The following is a 23,759-nucleotide window of genomic DNA, read 5'->3' as shown; positions in this document are numbered from 1 at the left end:
CGTGACATTAGTCTTGAGTTTGTGTAAGGTTTAGGCACTTACATTACCTGTTTTGCTTTTTATCTTTTGAGATTTTCTTCACTTGAAAAGTGACGAAAAAGATACATTCACTCGATTTCAAACTCTATCAAGTGACGTAAGCGCTAGTTGAGTGAATGGCTGTGAAAAGCACTTGTAAAGTGCATATTTCTCAATAACAAAGGCAGTTGTAAAAAGGATTATTTCATGGCCTATATTCCAGATACGAGTGCTCAAGACTCGGTGGTTGAAAGACCTAAAAAAAATAAAGTATTTATAGCGGTAGCAAGTATTCTCATAGTTATTGCTATTTTGTTTTTTGCACCAATTGTCGGGCAGTGGATAAGTGGTCAAACAGCTGTTTCAAGCGATAAAATTCATATTTCGGCAGTTAAACAAGGTGACTTTGTTCGCGATATTTCTGTTCAGGGAAAAGTCGTCGCAGCACGGCGTCCGACAATATATAGCCCTGCTCAAGGGACTGTGACCTATTTGGTCGAGTCGGGAGATAGCGTGATTGAAGGTCAAACCCTTGCCGTAATAGATAGTCCTGAATTAAAAAGCGAGTTTGCACAGCATCAAGCTAAGCTAAATCAGTTAGATACTGAACTTCAGCGACAAATCATTCAAGCTAAAAAACAGGACTTAGCACAGGAAAACTATTTAGGTAAGGCTACCGTTGTATTGAATGCTGCTAAGCGTGAAATGCGTCGCTCTGAAGACGGTTTGAAAACTCAAGTTGTCAGTGATATTGATTATCAAAAAGCCAAAGATGACCTGGAAAATGCGCTGCGGGAATATCGCTTAGCAATTAAAGAAGTTGAATTGCAAAAAGAAAGTCAGAAGTTTGAGATTCGGACCAAAGAGCTTGAACTTGAAGCACAAAAAGTCAAAGTAGCAGAGCTTGAAAGGCAGGTCGATGCACTTAAAGTTGTCTCACCAGTAGGGGGACTCGTTGGTAATTTAGTAGTCGAGCAAAAAAATTCAGTGGCTAAAAATCAGCCACTATTAAGCGTGGTCGATCTCTCCAAATATGAGATAGAGGTACAAATACCTGAGAGCTATTCAGATGATTTAGCCTTAGGAATGTTAGCCGAGGTGAACCTCAATGGTGACGTTTATAATGGCGAAATCGTTGCAATTTCGCCTGAAATTGAAAATGGTCGTGTTGCCGGAAAAATCCGATTTAGAGACGACACAATTCAGGGGTTAAGGCAAAACCAAAGGTTAACTAGTCGAATTGTACTCGAACAAAAAGAAAATATTGCCTACCTGCCACATGGTCAATACTTGGAAACATACAATGGACAGTTTGCTTATGTGGTAAAGGAAGGCACGGCTGTCAAAACGCCAATAAAGATTGGATTGAGAAGTATTGGACAAGTAGAAGTACTATCGGGGCTTAATATCGGCGATCAGGTTATCACCTCTGACGCGCGGATCTTTAAAGATGCCCCCAGTGTGAAAATAATTCAATAAAGGAGCTGCAACATGCTATCCATGCGTCACCTATCAAAAGCTTATTATACAGACACAATAAAAACTCAAGCTTTGCAGCCATTTGACTTACGTATAGAGCAAGGCGAGTTTGTTTCTGTGGTGGGGCCGTCTGGCTCTGGAAAAACAACGTTTCTAAATATTACAGGCCTGTTGGAAGATTTTTGCGACGGTAGTTACGAATTGGATGGTTTCAATGTTGAAAAGCTAAGTGATAAGGCTAAGTCAAAGCTACGTAACGAAAAAGTGGGATTTATTTTTCAAAGCTTTAATTTAATTCCTGAGCTAAACCTATACGATAATGTTGATATGCCACTTCGCTATCGCAAATTATCTTCAAAAGAGCGCCATGAAAGGATCATGGATGCGTTGAATAAAGTTGGCCTTGCATCACGCAAAGATCATTATCCATCACAGCTATCTGGTGGCCAACAACAACGAGTGGCGATTGCTCGTGCAATAGCCGGTAAGCCTTCATTTTTGCTTGCAGACGAGCCGACGGGTAACTTAGATAGCAAAATGGCAGATAGTATTATGGAGTTGCTCATGGATATTAACGCGCAAGGAACGAGTATCGTGATGGTAACGCATGATACGCAACAAGCTGAGAAAGCACATCGCATTATTGAAATTCGTGATGGCGTGATAATTGAGCGAAAACATTGTAACAAAGCGATTGCTTAAGGATAAGTTATGCTTAGCTACTATCTTAAATTAGCGCTTATTTCATTGCGGAAAACGCCATTTTTGTCATTTTTAATGGTTGCCACAATAGCTGTAGGTATTGGTGCTGCTATGACGACTTATACAGTGAGTTATCTGCTACAAAAAGATCCGATCCCTACAAAAAGTGACCGCTTGTTTAATGTTCGATTGAATAGCTATGGTCCAGACAAGCCGTTCAATATTTCCCAAGGGAAAGAAGTTCCACCTTTTATTCTTACCTATCAAGATGCAATAAATCTACAAAATGCGAAACAGGGCGTTAATCAAACGCCTCTTGGTAGTTTTAAAATAATGACTCGCACCACAGAGCAGTCAATTACTGAAGCAAAAATGACTCCAATCCGAAGTGCATACCGTGACATCTTCAACATGTTTGAGGTACCGTTTAAGTTTGGTGGTGCATGGGATGAAATTGCCGATCAGGATGGGCTGCAAGTTGCGGTCATCAGTAGCGAGCTGAATGATAAGTTATTTGGTGGAGAAAACTCCGTCGGTAAGTCATTGCTCTTAGGGGATTTACAGTACCGAGTGGTTGGTGTTACCGACGATTGGTATCCCATCCCCAAGTTTTTTGATTATAGAACTCGTGCTTTCAACAAACCTAGAGACGTTATTGTCCCATTCCAAGCGCAAATCAATAACGGGCTATGGACTGGCTCCGACGTATCTTATCAGTGCTGGAAAGAACCCGAAGATGACTCATTTTCGGCGATTTTAGCGTCTGAATGCGTATGGGTTTCATATTGGGTTGAACTAAACTCTGCGGCGGAGCGCAATAATTACATGGACTTTTTGATTAATTACTCGATGGAACAAAGAGAGTATGGTCGCTTTTTACGAGAGCCTTTACATCAATTATTTAATGTAAAGGAGCAATTAATTGAAAGAAAAATTATTAAAGATGATGGCAATGTAGCAGTGTGGCTTGCATTCGCATTTCTTGTGGTTTGTCTGCTTAACTGTATGGCTATGATGGTCGCAAAATTTCATGGTAAAGCCGGTGAAGTTGGGCTTCGTAGAGCGGTTGGAGCTTCTAAACAAGATATTATCACTCAGTTTACTGTTGAGACCTGTATTATTGGGCTCTTGGGAGGGATACTTGGGCTATTACTTGCGCAAATTGGTTTGAGTGTCACAGCGCAATTATACAGCCATCTTTATGCTGAGATGCTTGAGATGACCGCAGGTATAGTCATCATGACGATTGTATTGGCTGTGGCGAGTGCTGTGACTTTTGGTTTGCTACCGACTTTACATGCGGCAAAAGTACAACCATCTAGTCAGCTGAAAAGCCTGTAGGAGCATGACCATGAGAGATTTATTGCCAATTTTAAAAACCTTAAACAAAAATAAGGCTTCTCCGCTACTACTGATATTGCAAATTGCGCTGACATTTACAATTTTGGTTAATGCCATTTATATGATGATACTTAAAGAGCAAGAATTGGTGCAACCGACAGGGTTAGCCGAGAGCCAGCTGTTCAGCTTTAGAACTCATTTTGAAGGCAGCGATGAAGAAAAAAATGCAGCTCTTGATACCGACCTTGCCGATATCCGTGCACTAGCCAGTGTTGAGAGTGTAAGTACGATCACTAGTATGCCGCTTACTAACTGGGGCCGCTCACTAGATGTTGGTTTAACCCCTGAGGAAGATGAAAGGATAACTCACGCAGGCTACTATGGTTCGGATGACACCATTGTAGATACGCTTGGACTACGAGTGGTTGCGGGTAGAAACTTACAACATAATGATGTGGTACACACCTATTTTGATGGCCATACGGAATCAGCCAGCGTATTAGTTTCGCAGGACTTGGCACATAAAATTCGTCCTAACGATTGGCGCAGTGTGATTGGAGAAACTATTTATGTTGAATCGGTACCGCAAAAGGTTGTGGGTATCGTTGAAACTATGAAGTCACCTTGGCGATTTTGGTATGCTTACGATATGACCGTAATAAGTTCGGTTAGAGAACATTATGAAGAAAGCATCATAGTAGTAAAAGCAAAGCCTGGCCAAAGAGAAATTGCAATGGAGGAAGTTCAAGCCTTAATGCTTAAAAAGCCTGGTCGTCAACTTGATGCCTTTAAATCCTTCGAGCAAATAAAAACGGAAAACTTACAAGCTGATTATGCGGTGAGCCAAACGCTAAAAGCGGTGATCGCAGCTTTGGCGTGTGTAACTATGCTGGGGATATTCGGTCAGGCAAGATACACCGTTTATAAACGTCGTAAGCAGATCGGTACTCGTCGTGCTCTTGGGGCGACTCAGGCTGATATTCTACGTTACTTTATGATTGAAAATGCGGTGGTGTCTTTGTTTGGCATTACACTAGGCATAGTCATCGCAATCACTGCGAATATTTATTTAGTTAATTACTTTGGGCTTACCAGTGTACCCGGTGATTATTTGATTGCAGGTGCGATAGTAATGTTGCTCGCAGGTCAGTTGGCGGTTACTTACCCTGCTATGATTGCTGCAAGAGTGCCTCCAGCTATCGCAACTCGAACAGCATAGCTACACGCTCTTCACTGAGCGCTGCTATTTCAAGCCTTCCGTTACTTTGTTAAAATAGCAAGTGGAGGCTTGAAATTACTATGCTTAAAATCTCAAATAATGTCACTCTAGCAGAGTGGGAAATCGATATTTCCGCTATTCGTGCCCAAGGTGCGGGTGGACAAAACGTCAATAAAGTCTCCAGTGCCATTCATCTTAGGTTTGATATCAACCGCTCAACACTGCCTGACTTTTATAAAGCGCGCCTGCTAGCACTTAAAGACTCTAGAGTGACCAAAGAGGGTGTCATTGTGCTTAAAGCCCAAAGCTTTCGTACCCAAGAGCAAAATAAGGAAGATGCCTTGGAGCGCTTAAAAACGCTGATCTTAGAGGCCACCAAAGTTGAAAAAGCACGCAGAGCAACCAAGCCAACAAAAAGCTCGCAAAAGAAGCGCCTGAATCAAAAGACCAAGCGCGGGCAAACCAAATCACTGAGGGGATCGGTGAACTGGTAATGACCTTAGTTGTTGATGATGTGGTTTCTTAATTTTCCCGCCAGTGTACGGCAAACTGAATACAAAACTCATTCGATTTAAAGCTGCTTGAACTAGTCATTAACCAGATATGTAAACGTAACTGTCAATATTTTTTCTTAAACATTAGATTAGATGTAACTAATTTTAATTCCTTATATTTCAAAACTATAGTCCACAGAGCCAAATTTCTCGCAAAAAAGTGTTTGCTTTTTAGTCTGTAATGTTAAAAAGTAACAGAGTAATATTGGATTTTTGTTAGTAAGTAACATGTGATGTGTAGGGGCGTTTAGAGCACGTCACTGTGTGGTAGGTTTTTGGGCTGTGGTGCTAGTGATGGCATTGCTGGCTTTTTCACTGGTTTTTAAAAAGAAGAAAGGAACAACAAAATGTCAAAACTAGTCACCGATATTGGTAAACATAACCCTAAACGAAGCAAACTAAGCCTTGCGGTTTCGTCTGTACTTCTTGGGCTTTCTCCACTTTGGGTTGCTGCTGAAACTGTGGGTCAAAATGACAGCGATGTCAAAATCTCGGAACAGAACGAAGCGGTTGAAGTCATTGAAGTTCGCGGGATCCGGGGCAGTATTAATAGCGCACAAAACATTAAGCGCTTCGCTGATACGGTCAAAGACGTGATCACGGCGTCAGATATCGGGGCATTACCAGACAAATCGGTGACTGAAGCGCTGCAGCGTGTGCCGGGTGTTACGATTGAGCGATTTGCATCATCCGATGACCCTAAACATTATGCTGATGAAGGTACAGGCGTGCTGGTTCGAGGCTTAGACAGGGTTCGCTCTGAGGTGAATGGCAGAGACGCTTTTAGTGCAAATCCGTCAGGCGGTTTGAGCTATGAAGACTTTCCTGCTGAATTGCTAGGCGCGGTGGAGGTGGTTAAAAACCAAACTGCGGATCTTATTTCAGGCGGTATATCTGGCACGGTAAACCTTATCACCCGCAAACCATTCGACTCTGATGAGCGGCTTATCTCGTTCAATGCAAAGGCCAATTATGGCGACTTTAGAGAAGAAGTGACGCCTTCGTTTTCAGCGCTGTTCTCCGACAGTTGGGAAACCAGTGCAGGTAAGTTCGGATTTTTAATTGCAGCTTCTTCATCAGAATATCAGACTCGAGGAGATGGTGTTGGCCTTGGCAACTTCCACTCTCGAGGCGATTCCTTTATTCCTACCTTGGATCAATGGGGTGGCATAACCGGTGTTGATCCATCATCGCCTGTGGATGGCCCCGCTTTACCAGGGCAACCAGCTGGCAGTGTATGGCATGTGCCTGTCGCTATCCATATGAGCACAGCAACTAATGACCGTGAACGTACTGGCTTAACCTCTTCACTGCAGTGGGCAAATGCCGATGAGACCATAGTTGCGACATTAGAGCACATTCGCTCAGAAGCATCTCTTGAGTGGAACGAGCGCCAAATAGGACAAGCTGCTCAAGGCTTTAAAGGTTTCATGGGGTCTTCACAAAATTGGACTGAAAATACGGAAAGTGGCCATCCACTCACTACAGATGATGGTTTTGTGACTTCCGGTATTGCACTTGGCGTGAGCCCCGAAACGCCATTCTTTTATCGTAGCCGCTGGAATTACAACGAAAATACCGTGAAGGACACTTCATTTAAACTAACGTTAAAACCAATAGATAGATTGACGGTCGATTTTGATTACCAGCGGATCGACTCCGACAAAGAAGTGCAAAACTACAGTATGTCGGGTCAAACACGGGGAAACCATGTCCACGTTGTCTCGCCTTATTTCCTCGATATGCGTGGCTCAAGGCCGACAGTGGAGTTTCTCAGTGACAATATTCTAGCGGCAGGTTGGTCACCCAATGAAGATTGGAATGGACCTGTGCCTAACCTGTTTTTGGGCAGCGGTATGGAGCAGGTTGAGCGCAATACGGCAGAATCAGACAGTTTCAAACTGGATTTTAAGTATGAGCTAGACGGTCATTTCACGAGTGTCAGTTCCGGTTTTTATATGTCAGATAAAGACCTAACGGTGCGAGATACCGCTTACGAGGGCTGGTCTGCAATTGGCACTCCTTGGATCCAAGATGACCGGAATGCCGCCGCGGCAGTAAATCGTCCAGAATTATTTGAGCGCGTTGATTTTTCAGATTATTACAATGGTCAGGTGTTACAGGGGCCGGTCAATAACTTCTTGTTCCCAAGTATGGATCTGGTGAAAAACTACGCCGACTCTTTGCGTCAAGGTTGTCGTGATGGTTGGCACAATGCCACCAACAGTGCGGCAAACAACGGCACATGCTCTGGCACTTATGTACCTTATGCAGACAAACCCAATCGCGTTGAAGGCCCATTCGCCGCACACAATATAAGTTCGACCAACGAGAAGCGTACTGAATTTTACATTCGCGGTGATTTTGACTTCGAGTTTCAAGACATTCCAGTGGTGGGCAACATTGGCCTGCGCTACGTAAACTATCAACTTGAGTCTACGGGCGCTTTGGTGCAACCGGCCCTTATCAAGCGTGGTGAAGAGGGGACATCACTTAATAATGTGATGCAGCAAGCAGAATATAAGCGATATTATGACATTGCTGGGGGAGAGTCTGAACTCAGTACCGTTGAAGGTACAGATTACAGCACTTTGCTTCCGAGCTTAAATTTGAGCTTTGGTGTATCAGAAGACGTAGTGGTGCGATTTGGTGCGTCAAAAGCGCTGTATTACCCAAATTTAGTTGATGCCAGAAATATCAGTATTCTTAACTTGGATTACATTCGCGTGCTACAAACTCCCGGCGCTGATTATGACGAGGCAACTAACCCCGTTGTTGGGCTAGACGATATCAGTCTAACCGCACTTTCTGGGAATCCATATTTAGAGCCTGAAGAAGCGATCAATACTGACTTAACTACCGAATGGTATTTCGCGTCCGCAGGTTACGTGACGGTAGGGCTATTCCACAAAAAGCTAGATAATATAATCCGTAGCCGCGCCTTTGATCTTGATGTGTCTTATGGCGGCGAAGATTATGATGTCTCTGCTTACGGCCCCGCTAACACGGGCTCTGGCACCATTCGTGGGATGGAGTTTTCCTACTCACAATTCTACGACATGTTACCGGGAGCATGGAGCGGTTTAGGTTTGCAACTTAACTTTACCTATATCGATCAAGATGGACTTGAAGATCCAAATGAAGTCTCTAAAGGCACGCTTGGTTTCGATGAAAATGGTAACCCGCTAACCGATAATCGTAATACCTTCCGAGTGTTTGGAGGTTTGCCGCTACAAGGTTACTCAGACCAAAACTTTAATATCATCGGTATGTATGAGTACGAGGACATTTCTTTTCGCCTTGCATACACTTGGCGCTCTGAGTATTTGCTCACACTTAGGGAATCTGAAGAGTATGTCCCTGCCTATGCAGAAGCGTCAGGTATGATGGACGCAAGCTTGTATTACACCATCAACGACCATTGGAAAGTGGGTTTTGAAGCCAGCAATTTATTGGATACGGAAACCAAAACCAAGTATCAGATGGACCAAGCTGGGACAAAAACGCAGGCACTCAACTTTACCACGGATAGACGTTTTGCATTGAGCGTCCGTGCGACTTTCTAACGTCAGCAAAGGCCAAGTGCAGCTTGGCCTGATACCAATCGCAGTAAGTCAATGCGCTATTTTGATGTGGGGAATTAATGTTTAAACTCAAGGATTTGAATAAACGATGACAATATTAGCGAAAGGCACTGGCGACCCACTGCAACTAGAAGATAGCGGCTGGGATATTCTCACAGAGCAGGTCAGTTTGCCAGTTGCAGTGATAAAGCAAGACGCCATCAACCACAACGCGAATTGGATGACGAATTTTGCAAAGGAAAGCCAAGTATTATTGGCACCCCACGGCAAGACGACGATGTCTCCAGCGCTATTTACACTACAGCTTGAACATGGCGCATGGGCCATCACGGTAGCGACCGTACCACAAGTTTCCGTAGCCATAGTTGCGGGCGCAAAACGAGTGATCTTAGCGAATCAACTTGTTGGCGAATATCATATGAAGCAAGTTGCTAGCATGCTTACTGATACTGACGTTGAGCTCTATTGTTTTGTTGACTCTATTGCAAATGCCCATGCCTTAGGCACATTTTTTACTCAGCATTCGCTGCGCATTTCCATTTTGCTTGAGGTGGGGGTTGAAGGCGGTCGCGCTGGTTGGCGCAATCTTGCAACGTTAGTGCAGCTGGTCAATGTATGCCAACAATATGCTAGCTTAGAGGTAGCAGGCATCGGATTTTATGAAGGCGTGATCCACGGCCATAACGCTGAGCAAAGGATTGTCACATTCGTTGACTCAGTAATAAAAACGGCGGCAGATTTACGACAAACAAACGTGTTTTCAAAGGCGTTACCTATTATCACGGGGGCGGGTTCCGCTTGGTACGATGTTGTGACAAAGACACTAAACAAAAGTGAACAGGCTCAGCAATTTCGTTTTGTGATCCGTCCCGGCTGCTACCTTATTCACGATACCGGGATCTATCTGGATGCGCAGCAAGCTGTGTTATCACGGAGCAATCTCGCTTGCGATTTGGGGGAAAGTTTGGTGTCGAGCTTAAGCATATGGGCTTATGTGCTTTCGACTCCAGAGCCGGGGGTCGCGATAGTTGGTATGGGTAAAAGGGATGTCGCATTTGATGCTGGCATGCCCACACCAGAGCTGATTTACTCTCCGCCGTCAAAGCAGCTGTGCTCATTAGGCGGCGCGGTAAAGGTCGAAACAATCATGGATCAACATGCTATGGTAAGTATTGCATCTGGGTGCGAGGTACAGGTTGGCGATATGATCTGCTTTTCGACTTCTCATCCTTGTTTGACCTTTGACAAGTGGCGACAAATTGGTGTTGTAGAGCGAGATTGGGTGATCACCCAAACCATTTCTACCTATTTTTAATTGAGGCGAAGCTGTGGACATTATTAGCAAAATTAAGGAAGGTTTGGGGCACTTTAGCCCTGCGGAAGAAAAAGTTGCCCGGCTTATTTTGGCTGAGCTTAACTTTGCCGCAAGCGCATCCATTAGTGAGTTAGCTGAAAAAGCACAGGTCAGTCATGCCAGCATCACACGGTTAGCGCGTAGCTTAGGCTGTACCAATGTACGTGACCTTAAGTTTCAGCTTACACAATCAGCCGCAATTGGTGAGCGTTTTACAAATCCTGAGCCAATTGAAAAAGAAAAGATTTCTCATGTTTATACCTCTATTCAGGAGATCCTCACGCTCAATGCGGGACTCATCGATGAAGCGGTTGTGGAGCTGGCGAGTGAAGTGATTTGCGCCACGCGTCATTGTTTAATTTTTGGGGTTGGTGGTGGTAGCAGCTTGATGGCACAAGAATGTCAAAATCGCTTATTTCGCTTGGACGTACTTAGTAATGCTCACTCCGATCCTATGATGATGCGCATGGTTGCCGCAACGGTGAATAAAGGGGATGTGGTGATTTGTCTCTCGCTTAGTGGTGTTTCTCCTGATGTGAAAGCGGCGGCGCTTATCGCCAAAGAGTATGGTGCAGAGATTATTGCTATTTGCCCAGTGAGCGACTTGGCGGACATTGCCGATCACCACTTACCCATCAAAACTCAAGAAAGTGACTACATCTTTAAGCCCAGCGCTGCACGCTATGCCATGATGGCAGCGGTGGATATCCTGTCGAGCGAAGTTGCCATGCGTAATCAAAAGCGCTCAAGAGAAAAGCTTCGACGGCTTAAAACCCAGTTAGATCAGCATCGAGATAAAAACAGCAATATGCCACCTGCCGATAAACGCTTTCCGCTGGGGGATTAATGCTGAGCTCATCTCTTTATGTTGATACCCTCATTCAAGGCGCGACGGTGTATTTTGAACCAAGCTCTGAAGCGCAAGTGGTGGATGTTGCGATTAGCAAAGACAAAATTGTTGCGCTTGGCAACTGCAACCATTTGCAAGCACAGCAATGCATCGATGCCACGGGATTAGTGCTCGCGCCGGGTTTTATTGACGTACATACCCATGATGACCTTGAAGTGCTGCGAGGCCCACATATGCTGAGCAAAGTGAGCCAAGGTGTCACCACCGTCATTGCCGGTAATTGTGGCATTAGCGCAGTGCCTTACTGTACAAATCAAGCGCCGCTCGACCCCATTAACTTACTCGGTGAGCAATCAGAATTCGCCTATCGTGAACTACAGGATTATCAACATGCCTTTAATAAGGCCGCTCCGAGTGTCAATTTAGCCATGTTAGTTGGTCATACAACGCTCAGAGCGCAGGTCATGACGGATTTATCTCAAGCTGCCAATGCGCAAGAACTTGAACAGATGAAAACCTTGCTGCACCAAGCGATGGTGCAAGGGGCGATAGGCTTTAGTACTGGCCTTGCTTATTACAATGCGAAGGGGGCAAGCCAAGCTGAAGTGAATGCGTTGGCCGAGGTTGTTACACCATTTGATGGTATCTATACCACGCATTTACGCACAGAATTTCAAGGAGTCATCCGAGCCATGGACGAAGCCTTTGCAACGGCAGAGCATGCCAAACTGCCGCTGGTTATTTCACATATAAAATGTGCAGGTAGAGAGAATTGGGGCAGGGCACCTGAGGTATTAGCGCATTTTGAACAGCATAGGCAAACACACCTAGTGAGCTGCGATTGCTATCCTTACGCCGCGAGTTCAAGCACCTTAGATCTTAATCAAGTGACGGAGGAGACGGACATTTTTATTACTTGGTCGGAGTCTCATCCAGATCTTGCACAGCAAAGCTTGGCAGACATTGCTACGCAATGGCAAGTGTCTCAGCTTGAAGCAGCAAAGCGTTTGCAGCCAGCGGGTGCTGTGTATCACTGTATGCTGGAAGATGATGTGCAGCGGTTTTTAAGTTATGAACACAGCATGGTAGGGTCCGATGGTTTGCCGTGCGATCCGCATCCGCATCCGAGACTGTGGGGGACATTTCCGCGGGTGCTTGGACATTACTGTAGAGAACAACAATCGCTGCCGTTGGCATTGGCTATCCACAAAATGACAGCGCTGCCAGCAGCGCGCTTTAAGCTACAGCTACGTGGCAATATTCAAATTGGTTATTTCGCCGATCTGGTGTTATTCGACCCCAATCGGGTTCTAGACCAAGCAAGTTACAGCAATCCAAAACAACTTGCCTCAGGCATTGTGAAGGTTTGGGTGAATGGCAAGCTCAGCTATGTTGAGGGCGCGAATGCAGACACCATTGTCGATTTCGGCCGAGCAGGACGATTTTTAACGCGTCAAAACTAATAAAAATCAAAAATCATCAAGAGGTTAACATGACAATAAGAAGAATAGGTGCTGAGGGCGGCACGGGTACTGGTGGACAACACTTACCCTTTGCACGAGCGGTTGAAGCTGGCGGTTGGTTAAAAGTCTCGGGGCAAACGCCAATGCGAGATGGTGAAGTGGTTGAGGGTGGCATTGTTGATCAGTCGCGTCTGGCCATAGAAAACTGTATCGCGATTATGACCGAGGCAGGTTATGGCCTTGAGCATGTTACGCATGTTTCTGTGGTATTAACTGACGCAAGATATTTTCAGTCCTTTAATAAGGTTTTTGCAGAGTATTTTTCAGCGCATCCTCCTGCGCGAATTTGCATGGTGGCCGACTTAGTCGTGGATTGTAAAGTTGAGGTTGATGTCACCTGTTACAAAGGCGAATAGACGTTATACGAACAACAATGTTCACAGGAGGAGAAGCATGACGGATAGTCAGCAAGTGTATTTGCTTATTTTTCTGTTGTATTTGTTTGCCATGATAATGGTGAGTTGGCTAGCATCTCGGTGGCAACGGTCAAATTGCGACTATTTATTAGCTGGGCGAAAAGTACCGCTGATGCTGACGCTAGGCACCACCGTTGCCACTATGGTTGGCACTGGCTCGTCGATGGGAGCGGTCGGCTTTGCCTATCAACACGGTTGGGCGGGCACGCTTTATGGCATTGGCGGCGCGCTGGGTATTTTATTGCTGGCTTGGTTGTTTGCGCCGGTTAGGGCTGAGCGCTTCGCGACAATGAGTGAAGAGTTAGCAAGCTATGTAGGCAATCATCAAGTCGTTAAAAAGCTCTTAGCAATATTGATTTACGCGGCAAGTGTCGGCTGGCTTGGCGCACATTTGATTGGCGGGGGCATGTATTTAGCTTGGCTCACTGGGCTAGATGAGATCAGTGCAAAACTGATTATTGGACTGGGACTTGCGGTATATGTGACCTTAGGTGGATATTCGGCGGTAGTCTGGACGGATGCTATTCAGGCCGTTATTTTGTTTTCGGGCTTTTTGTTGATGACCTACTTTGTAGTCGAGGTGGTCGGTGGTTGGCAAACGCTAACCAGCGCTTCGGTTGCAGCGGGAGCTGGGCTCTTTTCATATCAAAATATTGGTTTATTGCCTGCTATTTCAATGGCGCTGGCGGTGCTGGTGGGCGTATTGGCAACACCATCGTTTAGGCAGCGGATCTACTCCGCCAAAAGCATAAGCAGTATTCGTATGTCGTTTATTATCTCGGGATTACTTTATTTAGGGTTTTCATGTATTCCTGCTGTGATTGGTATTGGTGCTTATGCAGTTAACTCGAGTTTAGACAATCCTTCATTTGCTTTTCCCTATTTGGCGTTAACGGTGATGCCGGTGTTGATTGGCGGCTTTATTTTATTGGCGGGTATTTCCGCAACGCTTTCTAGTGCCAGCTCCGACGCTATTGCTGGAGTCAGTGTGTTGGTTGCTGATATTTATCTAACTTGGTGTAAGGGAAATATTGCGCCACACAATCCGCTTTTGGTCTCTCGTATAGCGATGTTGACTACCGTATCGCTGGCATTATTTATGGCGGTGTTGTCGAGCGACATTATCAGCTATATCACCAAAATGATTTCCGTTGTATTAGCGGGGCTTTGTGTGATGGGGTTATTGGGACGCTTTTGGCAAGGTTATACTTGGCAAGGCAGTTTAGTCACCTTGATGGCAGGTTCAGTGGCTGCCCTACTCGTTGGTATGAACGACGGCTGGCTGGCTTATTTTGGTAACCCGATTATTCCTGCGCTGCTCAGTGCTTTGGTGTTTGGTGTATTGACGAGTGTGGTGACAAAACCCAGTGTTACCGCATCGCCCGAAAAAACGGAAGTGACATCATGAAAAGCGCAATAAAACAGTTGGTGTGCTTTGGTGAATGTATGGTGGAGCATAGAGCAGATGGGACTAGCTCGTTTGGCGGTGATACCTTTAACACGGCTTGGTACTTAGCTCAGTTACTCAAGCAAAGCCACGATAACCACATAACACTCAGTTTTGCCAGCGCCATTGGTACGGACAAGGCCAGTACAAACTTGCTTGATATGTTGTCAAACACCAACATCAGACAAGACTATATTTCGCTTGAACCACATAGCACGCTTGGCGAGTACTGGATTACGCTCGATGAGAAAGGAGAGCGACGCTTTACCTTTGCTCGTGAACACAGCCCTGTAAGGCAGTATTTTAAGCGTGATGAGACGTTAACTCAGGCGCTTCACAACAAGGATATTGATGCAATTTATCTCTCTGGAATAAGCCTTGCCATTATATGTGAGTCGCAGAGAAAGCACTTATTTGAGGCGTTAGCTGCGTTTAAAAATCGAGGTGGACTCATCTTTTTTGATAACAACTATCGCCAAACCCTTTGGCGTAGCGATAACCCAAAATTGAGTTATCAGGCTGTAATGGCGCTGGCGGACATCGCATTTTTAGCCGACGAGGACGAATACGCAGTGTATGGCACCGCAAATGTGGACGAAATAATCGCAGAGCATAAAAAACAAAGCTCACAACTCTTAGTTATTCGCCAAGGTGCTCAGCCATGCGTGATCGCGCCAGCTGATGATTCTTCACCCATTTATATCGCGGCGCAAAACATAGCGCCGCAACTTATCTTAGATACCTGTGGTGCGGGCGATGCATTTGCGGCGGGGTTTTTAGCACATTGGCTGAAAGGTTGCGATTTGCAAACGGCTGTTTGCTTTGCACACCAAGTTGCCGCCGAGGTGATCCAGCATCACGGCGCGCTGATATCCGCCGACTTTCTGCCAAAGCTTGTTACTCAGGAATAGTGTCATTATGAGAATGTACTTTAGTGTTTTTTTATTCACCGTGTTGTTGCCGATTTTAACTGCAAAAGCAACGCCACTGTCGCTTATGCCCATGCCGCAACAAGTGAGTATGACCGAAGGCTCGCTGGTGTTTGATAACGAAATCGAGGTTGCGATACACGGCTTTAGTGCGCAGAGGCAGGCATTTCTGCTCGCCAGAATGCAGCAATACATTGAGCGCATTACTGGAAAACCTATTCTTTTACGGGTAGTAAAGGGTGGCAAAGCGGACTTAACCATTCGCGTGGAAAATATCGAAACCGAGTTACAGTTTCCTCAGCTGAATATGCCAGAAGACTACCAGCTTCAAATTGAAGAGGGTGGAATAGTGCTTAGCGCAACCTCCGTTTTCGGCGCGCAGCATGGTCTTGCTAGCCTGTTACAATTGGCCCAGAGTAATACATCGAGGCAATTCATACTCCCCTATACAACGATCAGCGATAATCCCCGCTTCCCTTGGCGTGGGCTACTTATTGATAGTGTTCGCCACTTTATGCCAATTGCGACAATAAAGCGCCAACTCGATGGTATGGCCGCGGCAAAGCTAAACGTTTTGCACTGGCACTTAACTGATGACCAAGGCTGGCGAATGGAAAGTAAGGTGTTTCCTAAGCTGACTCAACTGGCCTCAGACGGATTGTATTATCGTCAATCAGAAGTGAAAGAAGTGATTGAGTATGCAAGCCTTTTAGGGATCCGCGTGGTGCCTGAATTTGGAATGCCGGGGCATGCAAGCGCGATTGCCGTCGCTTACCCAGAGCTGATGACGAAAGCGCAACCTTATGAGATGGAGCGTCATTGGGGAGTATTTAAGCCACTGCTCAATATCGCAAGTCCTGATGTGTACGCCTTTATCGACGATTTACTGGCTGAGATGACGAGTCTATTTCCAGACGGCTACCTGCATATTGGGGGTGACGAGGTAGAACCTGAGCATTGGTTGGAAAGCCCTGAAATACAGGAGTTAATGGCAAAACATGCGTTGAAAGACGGTCACGACCTGCAAAATTACTTTAATACTCGTGTACAAAAGCTTATTGCTAAGCACCAACGTGTGATGATGGGATGGGATGAAATTTTTCATCCGGCGTTGCCTACGGATACTGTCGTGCAGTCTTGGCGTGGTCATGATTCGTTAAATGCAATTGCAGAAGCTGGTTATCAAGGCATTTTATCAACCGGATTTTATATTGATCAGCCGCAGTATTCATCATTTCATTACCGTAACGACCCACATCCGGTGCTACCGACAGTGGATCTCACTCAACCGCGAGTATTAAGCTTAGCCTTTACGATCCCACGCCTAAAAGGCAGCGCAGTCAAAGGCGATCTTGTGGTGTTGGGTGAGAAAGTGCTTATAAAGCTTAATAACAACCGCCATCAGCTAGCACAAACAGATAAGCCAATTACTCGCAAGACTCAGCAATTTACCGCAGCCATGGATAGTTGGATGGGACCGTTACAGTTTGAGTTTAATACAGCGCAGCAACAAGGCACGGTAATGATCGGTAATAGCCGTTATCCGCTCACACTTGAGGCGCTTGAAAAACCACAACCAGTCGAGGTTTCAACGCCGTTAAGCCAAGAAAATGGTGCACGTATTTTAGGTGGCGAGGCGACCATTTGGAGCGAAATGGTCACCGAACATAATCTTGATGTCAGAATATGGCCGCGGCTTTTTGTGATTGCTGAGCGTTTATGGTCTGCTAAAACGCTTACAGATAGCAAGCAGATGTATGCGCGGTTGGATCATATTAGCGATTTTGCACATAACGTCATTGGCTTAGGTCATAAAACGCAGCAACAAGCGGGTTTTAATAGGCTTATCAGCACAACTTTGGGTGAGCCAAAGCGTAAGGCCTCGCTTGCATTACTCACTCATCTCGCAGAGCTTGTAGAGCCAAGTCACTATTACACGCGTCATCATATTAAGTTCTTAAACGACGAGTATCACCAGTTTGCAGCGCTTGATAAATTTGTCGACTATGTTGCGGTTGAAAGCCGTCAGGTGAGGCTGCTTGAGGAGCGAGTCGAAAGCTATATCGCTGGTGATAACACAGCCTTAGCGCACATTGGCGCGATATTGCAACGTTGGCAAGCGGGGCTTGAGGCGTTAACTCTGTTACAGCAAAGTCCCAAACTTACAGAAGCACACTCAACGGCGTTAACGGTGACGCAGTTTATTACATTGAGTCAGCAAGTGCTTGCGGTTTGTAAAGGGGCTTTACAGGCTCCGCACCTAGATAGCCAGCTGCTAGCGCTGCAAAATTTAACGGATGAAGAGGTCATAACAGGAATTTATCCAGTTCGAGCGCTTTACCTTCATTGTAAATAGGAAAGTCATGAGAAAGGTCATACTCAGTTTATTTTTGCTACAGAGCAGTGGTTATGTAGCTGCCAACACGGTTGTAGATACACAAGATTGGATAACGGATGGTGTTTTCACGCAAGGTATTGAGGGACCTGCGGTGGATGATGCCGGCGTGTTGTATGCGGTTAATCATCAACAGCAAGGCACCATTGGTAAAGTGACTGCGCAAGGCAAAGTCGAAACTCTGCTGACATTAAAAAATGGCTCTATTGGTAACGGTATTCGCTTTGATAAGCAAGGCAATATGTATATAGCCGATTACGTCAATCATAACGTGCTTAAAGTCACCAAAGCGGCACTTGCACAAGGTGGTGATTTGTCACAATCCGTGACGGTATTTGCTCACGATAATCGCATGGATCAACCTAATGACCTTGCGATCATGGACAACGGAATTCTTTTCGCCAGCGATCCTAATTGGCAAGCCAGTAGCGGTAAACTTTGGCGTATAAATACAAACGGAGCAGTAACCTTATTGGAAGCGGATATGGGCACCACCAATGGCATTGAAGTTAGCCCTGACAATAAAACACTTTATGTGAATGAGAGCGTGCAGCGTAAAGTATGGCGCTATGAGTTAGATGAACAAGGCAATATTAGTAACAAACAATTATTTATCTCGTTTACCGATTTTGGCTTAGATGGTATGCGCACGGACAACCAAGGCAATCTTTATATCGCCCGTTATGGCGCTGGTGTGATCGCTGTGGTTTCACCTCAGGGCAAGCTAATTAAAGAAATTAAACTGAAAGGCAAGCACCCGACTAATGTGGCTTTTGGTGGCGAGGAGGGGAAACGCTTATTTATTACCATGCAAAAACGCGGTGGTATCGAGATGGCTGAGGTAGACTTTGCAGGGCGTGGCAAGTAGTGTAGTGGCGGATGATAAAATGGGCTGGAAACCGCTTTGTTAAGAAGCACAATGTACTTTATTCTTCCCAAACTAGGAGATTGCCACTTCTCCATAATTCTCCATCCCAAGAAATCACATCATCCAAATATTTACACAAAGTATGCTGCCTTCTGCGTGGAGAACCATCCTTTTTGAACCATTTATTAACGAGAGTTATGGGTTTGGGGACACATAATTTTTTTCTATTGTTAAGAGCAGGTTGCCAGAAGTAGATTACTATCGATTCTGCCATTTCGAGAAAGTATCTTGATGCCTCTGTTGGATACTTTATTTCACCAACCCAAAACTCCTGCTCTTTGTTAATTTCGTGTATTCTATGATGAGACTTGAGTCTGCTCGAGAAACTACCTTCAGTTATTCCACAATATTGAATTGTTGATTCTCTTTCGTATTTCAACTTTCCTGTGGCAAGGTATAGACCATTTCCCCACTCTGGATTACATTCGACTTCGCTTAAGTTGAATGGCCCACGCCACTCTACAATCACAGTTGTGTGAGACGACACTAATTTCTCCCTTTAATACAATGGTTACTGATTAGGTACTTGTTTACAAATGCCCATCTACAATGCTTCTGAACCATTAATTTTATTTAGTCACCAATATAACTTGATATTAGATCCGAATTTCCAGCGATCATCCTAACCCCATTTAACTATGAATAAAATTACAGCTAATTACACCTACATTGGCGATTGATTATTGAATTATTAATAAAAAGCCTGCCGCTAGCGCACCAGGCTTTTTGCTAGATTTTCAATCAGTAAAAATTGTTTTGCGATATCTTCAGCCCAGCTGGGATCATATTCATTTTGCAGTTTTTTTGGGCTAAATAAATTGGCACCATAATCAAGAGTGATCAGTATATCGCAACCTTCTATAAACATTTGGGCTTTTACTTCGGGGATTTTTAACCCTTTTGGTAGGTTACCGGATGAAAAGAACGTTTTGACTTGCGACAATTTCGCCATATATTCTGGCGTGAGTACTTCGCGGCAGGTTTGTTCACCTTTAGCATAGACTTGATACTCTTTTTCAAAGTCTTTTTGTTCAAGTTTAACTCGCTGTAATCCTTTTAGAGATTGACGTCGACTTATCAGCATGTTCCAAAGTCCCGCATCTTGTAATACCACGATTGGAGTATCTACAGGTTCAGGCATACTCAGTTTTATAACTGCACCATTAAACAAACGTTTACTGTCATTATTCTGATGAAGCGTGCGTATATGCACTTCAGTAAAGTAAAAATGAATGCCATTCACTTCGCCGTTAAATCCATCTTCAGCTATTGCTCGTCCTCCTTTGGTTAATATACCTGCACTAATAGCTTCTTCGCAGATAAGTAAATTACCGCCGACTGAATATTCTAAGTTAAGTGCTGAAGCAATTGGCGCCATCATATAAGCTCGAGTTAACACACCCTTAGTAAAAGACTTAAGAGAGTGTTTTAACAAAAAGTAGATAGGAATTATTGAGATTAAGAGAAAAGGCGCAAGAAATAGTAACGGGATTGCAATACCAATTGCCCACCACTTATAGCGTTTAAGCGGCTTCAATTTATTGTTAAGATCGCTATCAAAGCTGGATGTGGTTTTATCTAAATTGTAATAGGCCTCTTTTAACTGCATCTCAACGCCAGCTAGGCGTGGATCAATATGATGGAGAGACCTTTGGTCTAATAAAGCCATAAACTTTCCTTGTAAGTCATGTTTAAATACAACTGGTATAAAATTTTACCCAAATAAAATGGTAAAGGTAAAATTTTTGTTTTATGCGGTATTCACCGCTATACCTATCCCTAGATAAACTAGTTTGCCAGTGGCAAAGTCAGAGTAAACTTAGCACCACCAAGTTCGGAGAACCCAACATGGCAACTGCCGCGATGCCAAGTGGCGATTTTGCGTACGATAGCCAGTCCTAGGCCATAACCACCGTTATCTTTGCTGCGACTTTCATCTAAGCGTGAGAAGGGAATAAAAACCGACTCCCACTGAGATTTAGGAATTCCATCACCGTCATCCTCAATATGGATATAGGCATTGTTTTTGTCACACTCAATATTAATCGCTATGGTTGAGCGACCATATTTATCAGCGTTTTGTACGATATTTTGCAAAGCCCGAGAAAGATAATGTAGGTTGCCAGAGATGATAACTGTATTACTCATTTTCTTGAACGTTATTTTTTTATCGGTAAGCTTATTGAGTTTGCTTATCTGATCGCTGACAAGTTCACAAAGGTCAATTGGCGTTATCTCAAGTTTCTCTACTTCAAATTCAAGCCGTGCGTAAGCTAGCATTTCATCAATCATCGCCTCCATTTCGACTACATCGTCCGCCATATCACTTGCTTGCTCACGGCTTTGCTCTGGCAGCATAGCTAAAGCAAACTTAAGTCTGGCAAGTGGGGTGCGCAGGTCATGAGAAACCGCATTAACGAGTAGTTTTTGGTTTTCAATTAGCCTTGCAACTTGAGACGCTAAGTCGCGGATCTGCTCGGTTAAATTTGAAATGGCAGAAAACCGGGAATGTCGGGTCGCTTTGGGCAGTTGACCTTGAGTGAGATTTTCGGTGATATATCTCAGTTGCAATAAATCAAGCCACAAGGGTCTTATCCACAGCATAAGTAAAAACGCGAGCACGGCATAAGAAAGCAACTTGATGATCCATTGTTTATTGGCGGCAGAAGCCGCCGGTGCTAATGGCCCTAATTGCAGCAGCAATGTTGAATCAGGTACTTTGAAAGTCAGCCAAGCGCGGCCTTCATCGTCAAAACTCGTTAAAATACCACCTTGAACTAAAGTGCTGGCTTGCTCAGGCAGCCAAGCGACATCATCCATGTTGAGTATTTTGAGCGTTTCTGACTCTTGGGGTAGCTGGTCTGAGGAAATCGTGGATTTCAGTGTGTTGGCAACCGCTTTTGCATGTCGCAACTCATCGGGCGCGGAGTGCACCCAATGAGACCAAATGGCTTCGCTCACTTGGTTGATAACGACAATACTGGTAAACACAGCCAAATAGAGGCTGAGTAATAGTTTTAGCACAAATACACTAGCCCCAAGCAGACTTAGAGCAGAGGTAGCCCTTACCCCACACGGTAATAAGCCTCGCGGGTTGCTCTAGATTGTCGCCAAGCTTTTTACGCAAACGGCTAATACGTACGTCAACGCTTCTATCTAATCCGTCATATTCGCGGCCAACAACATGTTTATAGATATAGTCTCGACTCAGCGTTTCGCCCGCATGGCCTGCCAATGTCTTTAGTAAATCAAATTCATAGCTTGTGAGCTCAACTTCATCTCCAGCCAAATAGACCTTACGGTCCGATTTATCTATTTGTAATTCGCCTAAGGTAATGGAATCAGACTGAACTTCATCATTTTGTGTACGTCTTAATAGCGCATTCAAACGGGCAAGTAGTACGTATGGCTCAACAGGCTTGATAATGTAATCATCAGCACCGATCTCAAGCCCTTTTACATGGTCGAAGTCACTGTCTTTGGCGGTAAGAAATAAAACCGGCCCTTTAAACTCACCGCGTGCAGCTTTGCAAATAGAAAAACCATCAAGTCCCGGTAGCATAATATCTAAAATGAGAATGTCAGGTTTTTCTGCTTCAATCGCTTTAATGGCGTTAATACCATTGTGTAATTGAACGACTTCAAAGCCGTTATGGATTAAGAACTTTGCGGTTAACTCCGCTAGTTTTACATCATCTTCGACAAGTAATACCTTGGCCATTAAAACACACTCCAATCGCTTCTGAGTTTGCGTCTATATTGTTGGTTGACGCTTGTGTGTACTTCAATATTTTGTTTTGCAACAACGTTATTTTTAGCATCTTTTAGGGTAAAGAGCATGGACTTTGAGAGTTGGATAATTTGTGTTGATTTTGCCTCCTTGGCCTGCTCCCAGCATTGTAATTTTTGTTTTTCCTGAAATAAACATAGGTTCATTTTAGAGGGCGATTGCCAAGCAATTTTTGCCGTCATTTCACAGCGTTGCCCTGCTTGTTTCACCATACATGTAATCGGTTTTATTTCTAAATTAATGCCATTGTTGGGTTTGGTTAAAGCTCTACTTGGTGCGCTGAAAATTATAATTATGATTAAGTACAACCTAAAATTCATATTTTCCCCCGACAAAAACCGTCGCGGTATAGCTATCCTCGACTATCGGGCTATCTGTCATTGTACTATCAAGTTGCTGATATTTGGCGTTAAATTTAAAGGTCCAAGACTCACTCACGGGATAAGAGTAGGCAAAGCTAACATAGGGTTGGAAGCTTGAGCTGCCTTTATACCATAGCTCACTATTCGGTGTATCCGCTTTGTCTATGCCGTAGTAATAGTCCACCAATTGTCGACTTTTCCATTTTAGCCCCGCTTTAATAAACACATAAGTATTAGGTAAATTATCGAATCTAAAACGATAGCTAACTCCAACATCAGCATTGTAACCTTGATAAGTGTTGGTGATATCGGTGAGCCATGATGCGCTGATTTTTACGCTATCACTCATTATCCAGTGGGCTAAAACGCCGCCATCTATGGCCCATTTTCTCGACTCAATATCGTCTAAGGAGATAGCGGTTTGCTCGGCGGCAAATTCACCGCCAGGCAGCTCATTGCTGGCATCAAACCCCATTTTTTGCACGAATATATTACTTGGGTGAAATTTCTCGAAATAGGCCTGCTCGGTATTAAATGTGCCGATCAAGCTAAGATCAAATTTATCAGTGTAGTGAAAGGTATAACCCAAAGTCCCATTATCAAGAAAGAGGTGTTCACCGTAATAACTAATATAGGGCACAACAACCAAGGGAATATTTTCACCGTCATGGAGTGGGTTGGAGATCACGCCGCCGCCAAGCGCAATGCCAAATCGCCATTCATCGACTGGCGTACACTCGCTGTCATTGGCGTCACATGGCACCACCGTGGCATTTACCTGAGTAGTAACCAGCAAGGTTAAGGCCATTAATAACTTATTCAACTTGGAACTCCAGTTCTGAATTTGGGCTTTGCACTGGCTTTTTGG

General features: G+C 44.5%; 20 protein-coding genes. 14 read left to right on the top strand and 6 right to left on the bottom strand.

All coding sequences use genetic code 11. The features are described from left to right. The first annotated feature begins 225 nt into the window (after positions 1–225). From GSF04_RS04300 to GSF04_RS04235, 14 genes are all read left to right on the top strand, one after another. Positions 226–1,497, top strand: coding sequence for an efflux RND transporter periplasmic adaptor subunit (locus GSF04_RS04300; RefSeq protein WP_211856803.1), 1,272 nt, complete (start codon positions 226–228; stop codon positions 1,495–1,497). A gap of 12 nt (positions 1,498–1,509) precedes the next feature. Next, complete coding sequence (locus tag GSF04_RS04295; protein ID WP_039496217.1) at positions 1,510–2,199, top strand: ABC transporter ATP-binding protein; 690 nt, start codon at positions 1,510–1,512, stop codon at positions 2,197–2,199. A gap of 9 nt (positions 2,200–2,208) precedes the next feature. Further along, positions 2,209–3,540, top strand: a complete 1,332-nt coding sequence (locus GSF04_RS04290; RefSeq protein WP_211856802.1) for an ABC transporter permease — start codon at positions 2,209–2,211, stop codon at positions 3,538–3,540. Positions 3,541–3,550: 10 nt separating this feature from the next. Further along, positions 3,551–4,759: an FtsX-like permease family protein gene (locus GSF04_RS04285; protein WP_039496221.1), complete on the top strand. Its 1,209-nt coding sequence runs from the start codon at positions 3,551–3,553 to the stop codon at positions 4,757–4,759. 80 nt (positions 4,760–4,839) lie between these two features. Next, positions 4,840–5,253, top strand: coding sequence for an alternative ribosome rescue aminoacyl-tRNA hydrolase ArfB (gene arfB, locus GSF04_RS04280; protein ID WP_010375624.1), 414 nt, complete (start codon positions 4,840–4,842; stop codon positions 5,251–5,253). Between the two features lie 407 nt (positions 5,254–5,660). Continuing rightward, a complete protein-coding gene (locus GSF04_RS04275) occupies positions 5,661–8,879 on the top strand; it encodes a TonB-dependent receptor (protein WP_211856801.1) in 3,219 nt (1,072 codons plus the stop codon). Positions 8,880–8,985: 106 nt separating this feature from the next. After that, a complete protein-coding gene (locus GSF04_RS04270; RefSeq protein WP_211856800.1) occupies positions 8,986–10,212 on the top strand; it encodes an alanine racemase in 1,227 nt (408 codons plus the stop codon). A 13-nt stretch (positions 10,213–10,225) separates the two neighbouring features. Next, positions 10,226–11,098, top strand: coding sequence for a MurR/RpiR family transcriptional regulator (locus tag GSF04_RS04265; RefSeq protein ID WP_211856799.1), 873 nt, complete (start codon positions 10,226–10,228; stop codon positions 11,096–11,098). After that, positions 11,098–12,564 (top strand): D-aminoacylase, encoded by a 1,467-nt coding sequence (locus GSF04_RS04260; RefSeq protein WP_211856797.1) that lies wholly within the window; start codon positions 11,098–11,100, stop codon positions 12,562–12,564. Before GSF04_RS04265 ends, GSF04_RS04260 begins: the two co-directional genes overlap by 1 nt. A 29-nt stretch (positions 12,565–12,593) precedes the next feature. Continuing rightward, the gene (locus tag GSF04_RS04255; protein ID WP_211856795.1) at positions 12,594–12,980 is read left to right on the top strand and encodes a RidA family protein; all 387 of its coding nucleotides are present in this window, start codon (positions 12,594–12,596) and stop codon (positions 12,978–12,980) included. Positions 12,981–13,017: 37 nt separating this feature from the next. Further along, the gene (locus GSF04_RS04250; protein WP_211856793.1) at positions 13,018–14,448 is read left to right on the top strand and encodes a sodium:solute symporter family protein; all 1,431 of its coding nucleotides are present in this window, start codon (positions 13,018–13,020) and stop codon (positions 14,446–14,448) included. Continuing rightward, the gene (locus GSF04_RS04245) at positions 14,445–15,398 is read left to right on the top strand and encodes a sugar kinase (protein WP_211856791.1); all 954 of its coding nucleotides are present in this window, start codon (positions 14,445–14,447) and stop codon (positions 15,396–15,398) included. Before GSF04_RS04250 ends, GSF04_RS04245 begins: the two co-directional genes overlap by 4 nt. A gap of 7 nt (positions 15,399–15,405) precedes the next feature. Further along, entirely contained in the window at positions 15,406–17,772 is a 2,367-nt protein-coding gene (locus tag GSF04_RS04240) for a family 20 glycosylhydrolase (RefSeq protein ID WP_249122339.1), read from the top strand. A gap of 7 nt (positions 17,773–17,779) precedes the next feature. Then, positions 17,780–18,679 carry an SMP-30/gluconolactonase/LRE family protein gene (locus tag GSF04_RS04235; RefSeq protein ID WP_211856789.1) on the top strand — a complete coding sequence of 300 codons (900 nt, stop codon included), beginning with the start codon at positions 17,780–17,782 and terminating at the stop codon, positions 18,677–18,679. A 58-nt stretch (positions 18,680–18,737) separates the two neighbouring features. Here the strand turns inward: GSF04_RS04235 and GSF04_RS04230 are convergent, their stop codons facing one another. The 6 genes from GSF04_RS04230 to GSF04_RS04205 form a co-directional block, all read right to left on the bottom strand. Then, a complete protein-coding gene (locus GSF04_RS04230) occupies positions 18,738–19,226 on the bottom strand; it encodes a hypothetical protein (protein WP_211856787.1) in 489 nt (162 codons plus the stop codon). A 222-nt stretch (positions 19,227–19,448) separates the two neighbouring features. After that, entirely contained in the window at positions 19,449–20,408 is a 960-nt protein-coding gene (locus GSF04_RS04225) for a DUF3137 domain-containing protein (RefSeq protein WP_211856785.1), read from the bottom strand. 119 nt (positions 20,409–20,527) lie between these two features. Beyond that, complete coding sequence (locus GSF04_RS04220) at positions 20,528–21,763, bottom strand: ATP-binding protein (RefSeq protein ID WP_211856783.1); 1,236 nt, start codon at positions 21,761–21,763, stop codon at positions 20,528–20,530. 7 nt (positions 21,764–21,770) lie between these two features. Beyond that, positions 21,771–22,460: a response regulator gene (locus tag GSF04_RS04215; RefSeq protein ID WP_010375648.1), complete on the bottom strand. Its 690-nt coding sequence runs from the start codon at positions 22,458–22,460 to the stop codon at positions 21,771–21,773. Then, entirely contained in the window at positions 22,460–22,849 is a 390-nt protein-coding gene (locus GSF04_RS04210) for a DUF3019 domain-containing protein (RefSeq protein ID WP_010375649.1), read from the bottom strand. The genes GSF04_RS04215 and GSF04_RS04210 overlap by 1 nt, the downstream gene beginning before the upstream one ends. Further along, positions 22,839–23,714 (bottom strand): MipA/OmpV family protein, encoded by an 876-nt coding sequence (locus GSF04_RS04205; RefSeq protein ID WP_249122338.1) that lies wholly within the window; start codon positions 23,712–23,714, stop codon positions 22,839–22,841. Before GSF04_RS04205 ends, GSF04_RS04210 begins: the two co-directional genes overlap by 11 nt. Positions 23,715–23,759: the final 45 nt, after the last annotated feature.

The organism is Pseudoalteromonas sp. A22 (assembly GCF_018141345.1).
GTDB classification, from domain to species: Bacteria; Pseudomonadota; Gammaproteobacteria; order Enterobacterales; family Alteromonadaceae; genus Pseudoalteromonas; species Pseudoalteromonas maricaloris.
Note: the sequence above shows the minus strand (reverse complement) of the source record. Positions and strands in the feature narration are given on the sequence as shown.

Bases quoted from the DNA above. Each gene is read 5' to 3' on its own strand.
- GSF04_RS04210 (WP_010375649.1), bottom strand. From the start codon at position 22,849: ATGAATTTTAGGTTGTACTTAATCATAATTATAATTTTCAGCGCACCA.
- GSF04_RS04290 (WP_211856802.1), top strand. From the start codon at position 2,209: ATGCTTAGCTACTATCTTAAATTAGCGCTTATTTCATTGCGGAAAACG.
- GSF04_RS04240 (WP_249122339.1), top strand. From the start codon at position 15,406: ATGAGAATGTACTTTAGTGTTTTTTTATTCACCGTGTTGTTGCCGATT.
- GSF04_RS04255 (WP_211856795.1), top strand. From the start codon at position 12,594: ATGACAATAAGAAGAATAGGTGCTGAGGGCGGCACGGGTACTGGTGGA.
- GSF04_RS04215 (WP_010375648.1), bottom strand. From the start codon at position 22,460: ATGGCCAAGGTATTACTTGTCGAAGATGATGTAAAACTAGCGGAGTTA.
- GSF04_RS04275 (WP_211856801.1), top strand. From the start codon at position 5,661: ATGTCAAAACTAGTCACCGATATTGGTAAACATAACCCTAAACGAAGC.
- GSF04_RS04300 (WP_211856803.1), top strand. From the start codon at position 226: ATGGCCTATATTCCAGATACGAGTGCTCAAGACTCGGTGGTTGAAAGA.
- GSF04_RS04245 (WP_211856791.1), top strand. From the start codon at position 14,445: ATGAAAAGCGCAATAAAACAGTTGGTGTGCTTTGGTGAATGTATGGTG.
- GSF04_RS04250 (WP_211856793.1), top strand. From the start codon at position 13,018: ATGACGGATAGTCAGCAAGTGTATTTGCTTATTTTTCTGTTGTATTTG.
- GSF04_RS04270 (WP_211856800.1), top strand. From the start codon at position 8,986: ATGACAATATTAGCGAAAGGCACTGGCGACCCACTGCAACTAGAAGAT.
- GSF04_RS04225 (WP_211856785.1), bottom strand. From the start codon at position 20,408: ATGGCTTTATTAGACCAAAGGTCTCTCCATCATATTGATCCACGCCTA.
- GSF04_RS04235 (WP_211856789.1), top strand. From the start codon at position 17,780: ATGAGAAAGGTCATACTCAGTTTATTTTTGCTACAGAGCAGTGGTTAT.
- GSF04_RS04260 (WP_211856797.1), top strand. From the start codon at position 11,098: ATGCTGAGCTCATCTCTTTATGTTGATACCCTCATTCAAGGCGCGACG.
- GSF04_RS04295 (WP_039496217.1), top strand. From the start codon at position 1,510: ATGCTATCCATGCGTCACCTATCAAAAGCTTATTATACAGACACAATA.
- arfB (WP_010375624.1), top strand. From the start codon at position 4,840: ATGCTTAAAATCTCAAATAATGTCACTCTAGCAGAGTGGGAAATCGAT.
- GSF04_RS04285 (WP_039496221.1), top strand. From the start codon at position 3,551: ATGAGAGATTTATTGCCAATTTTAAAAACCTTAAACAAAAATAAGGCT.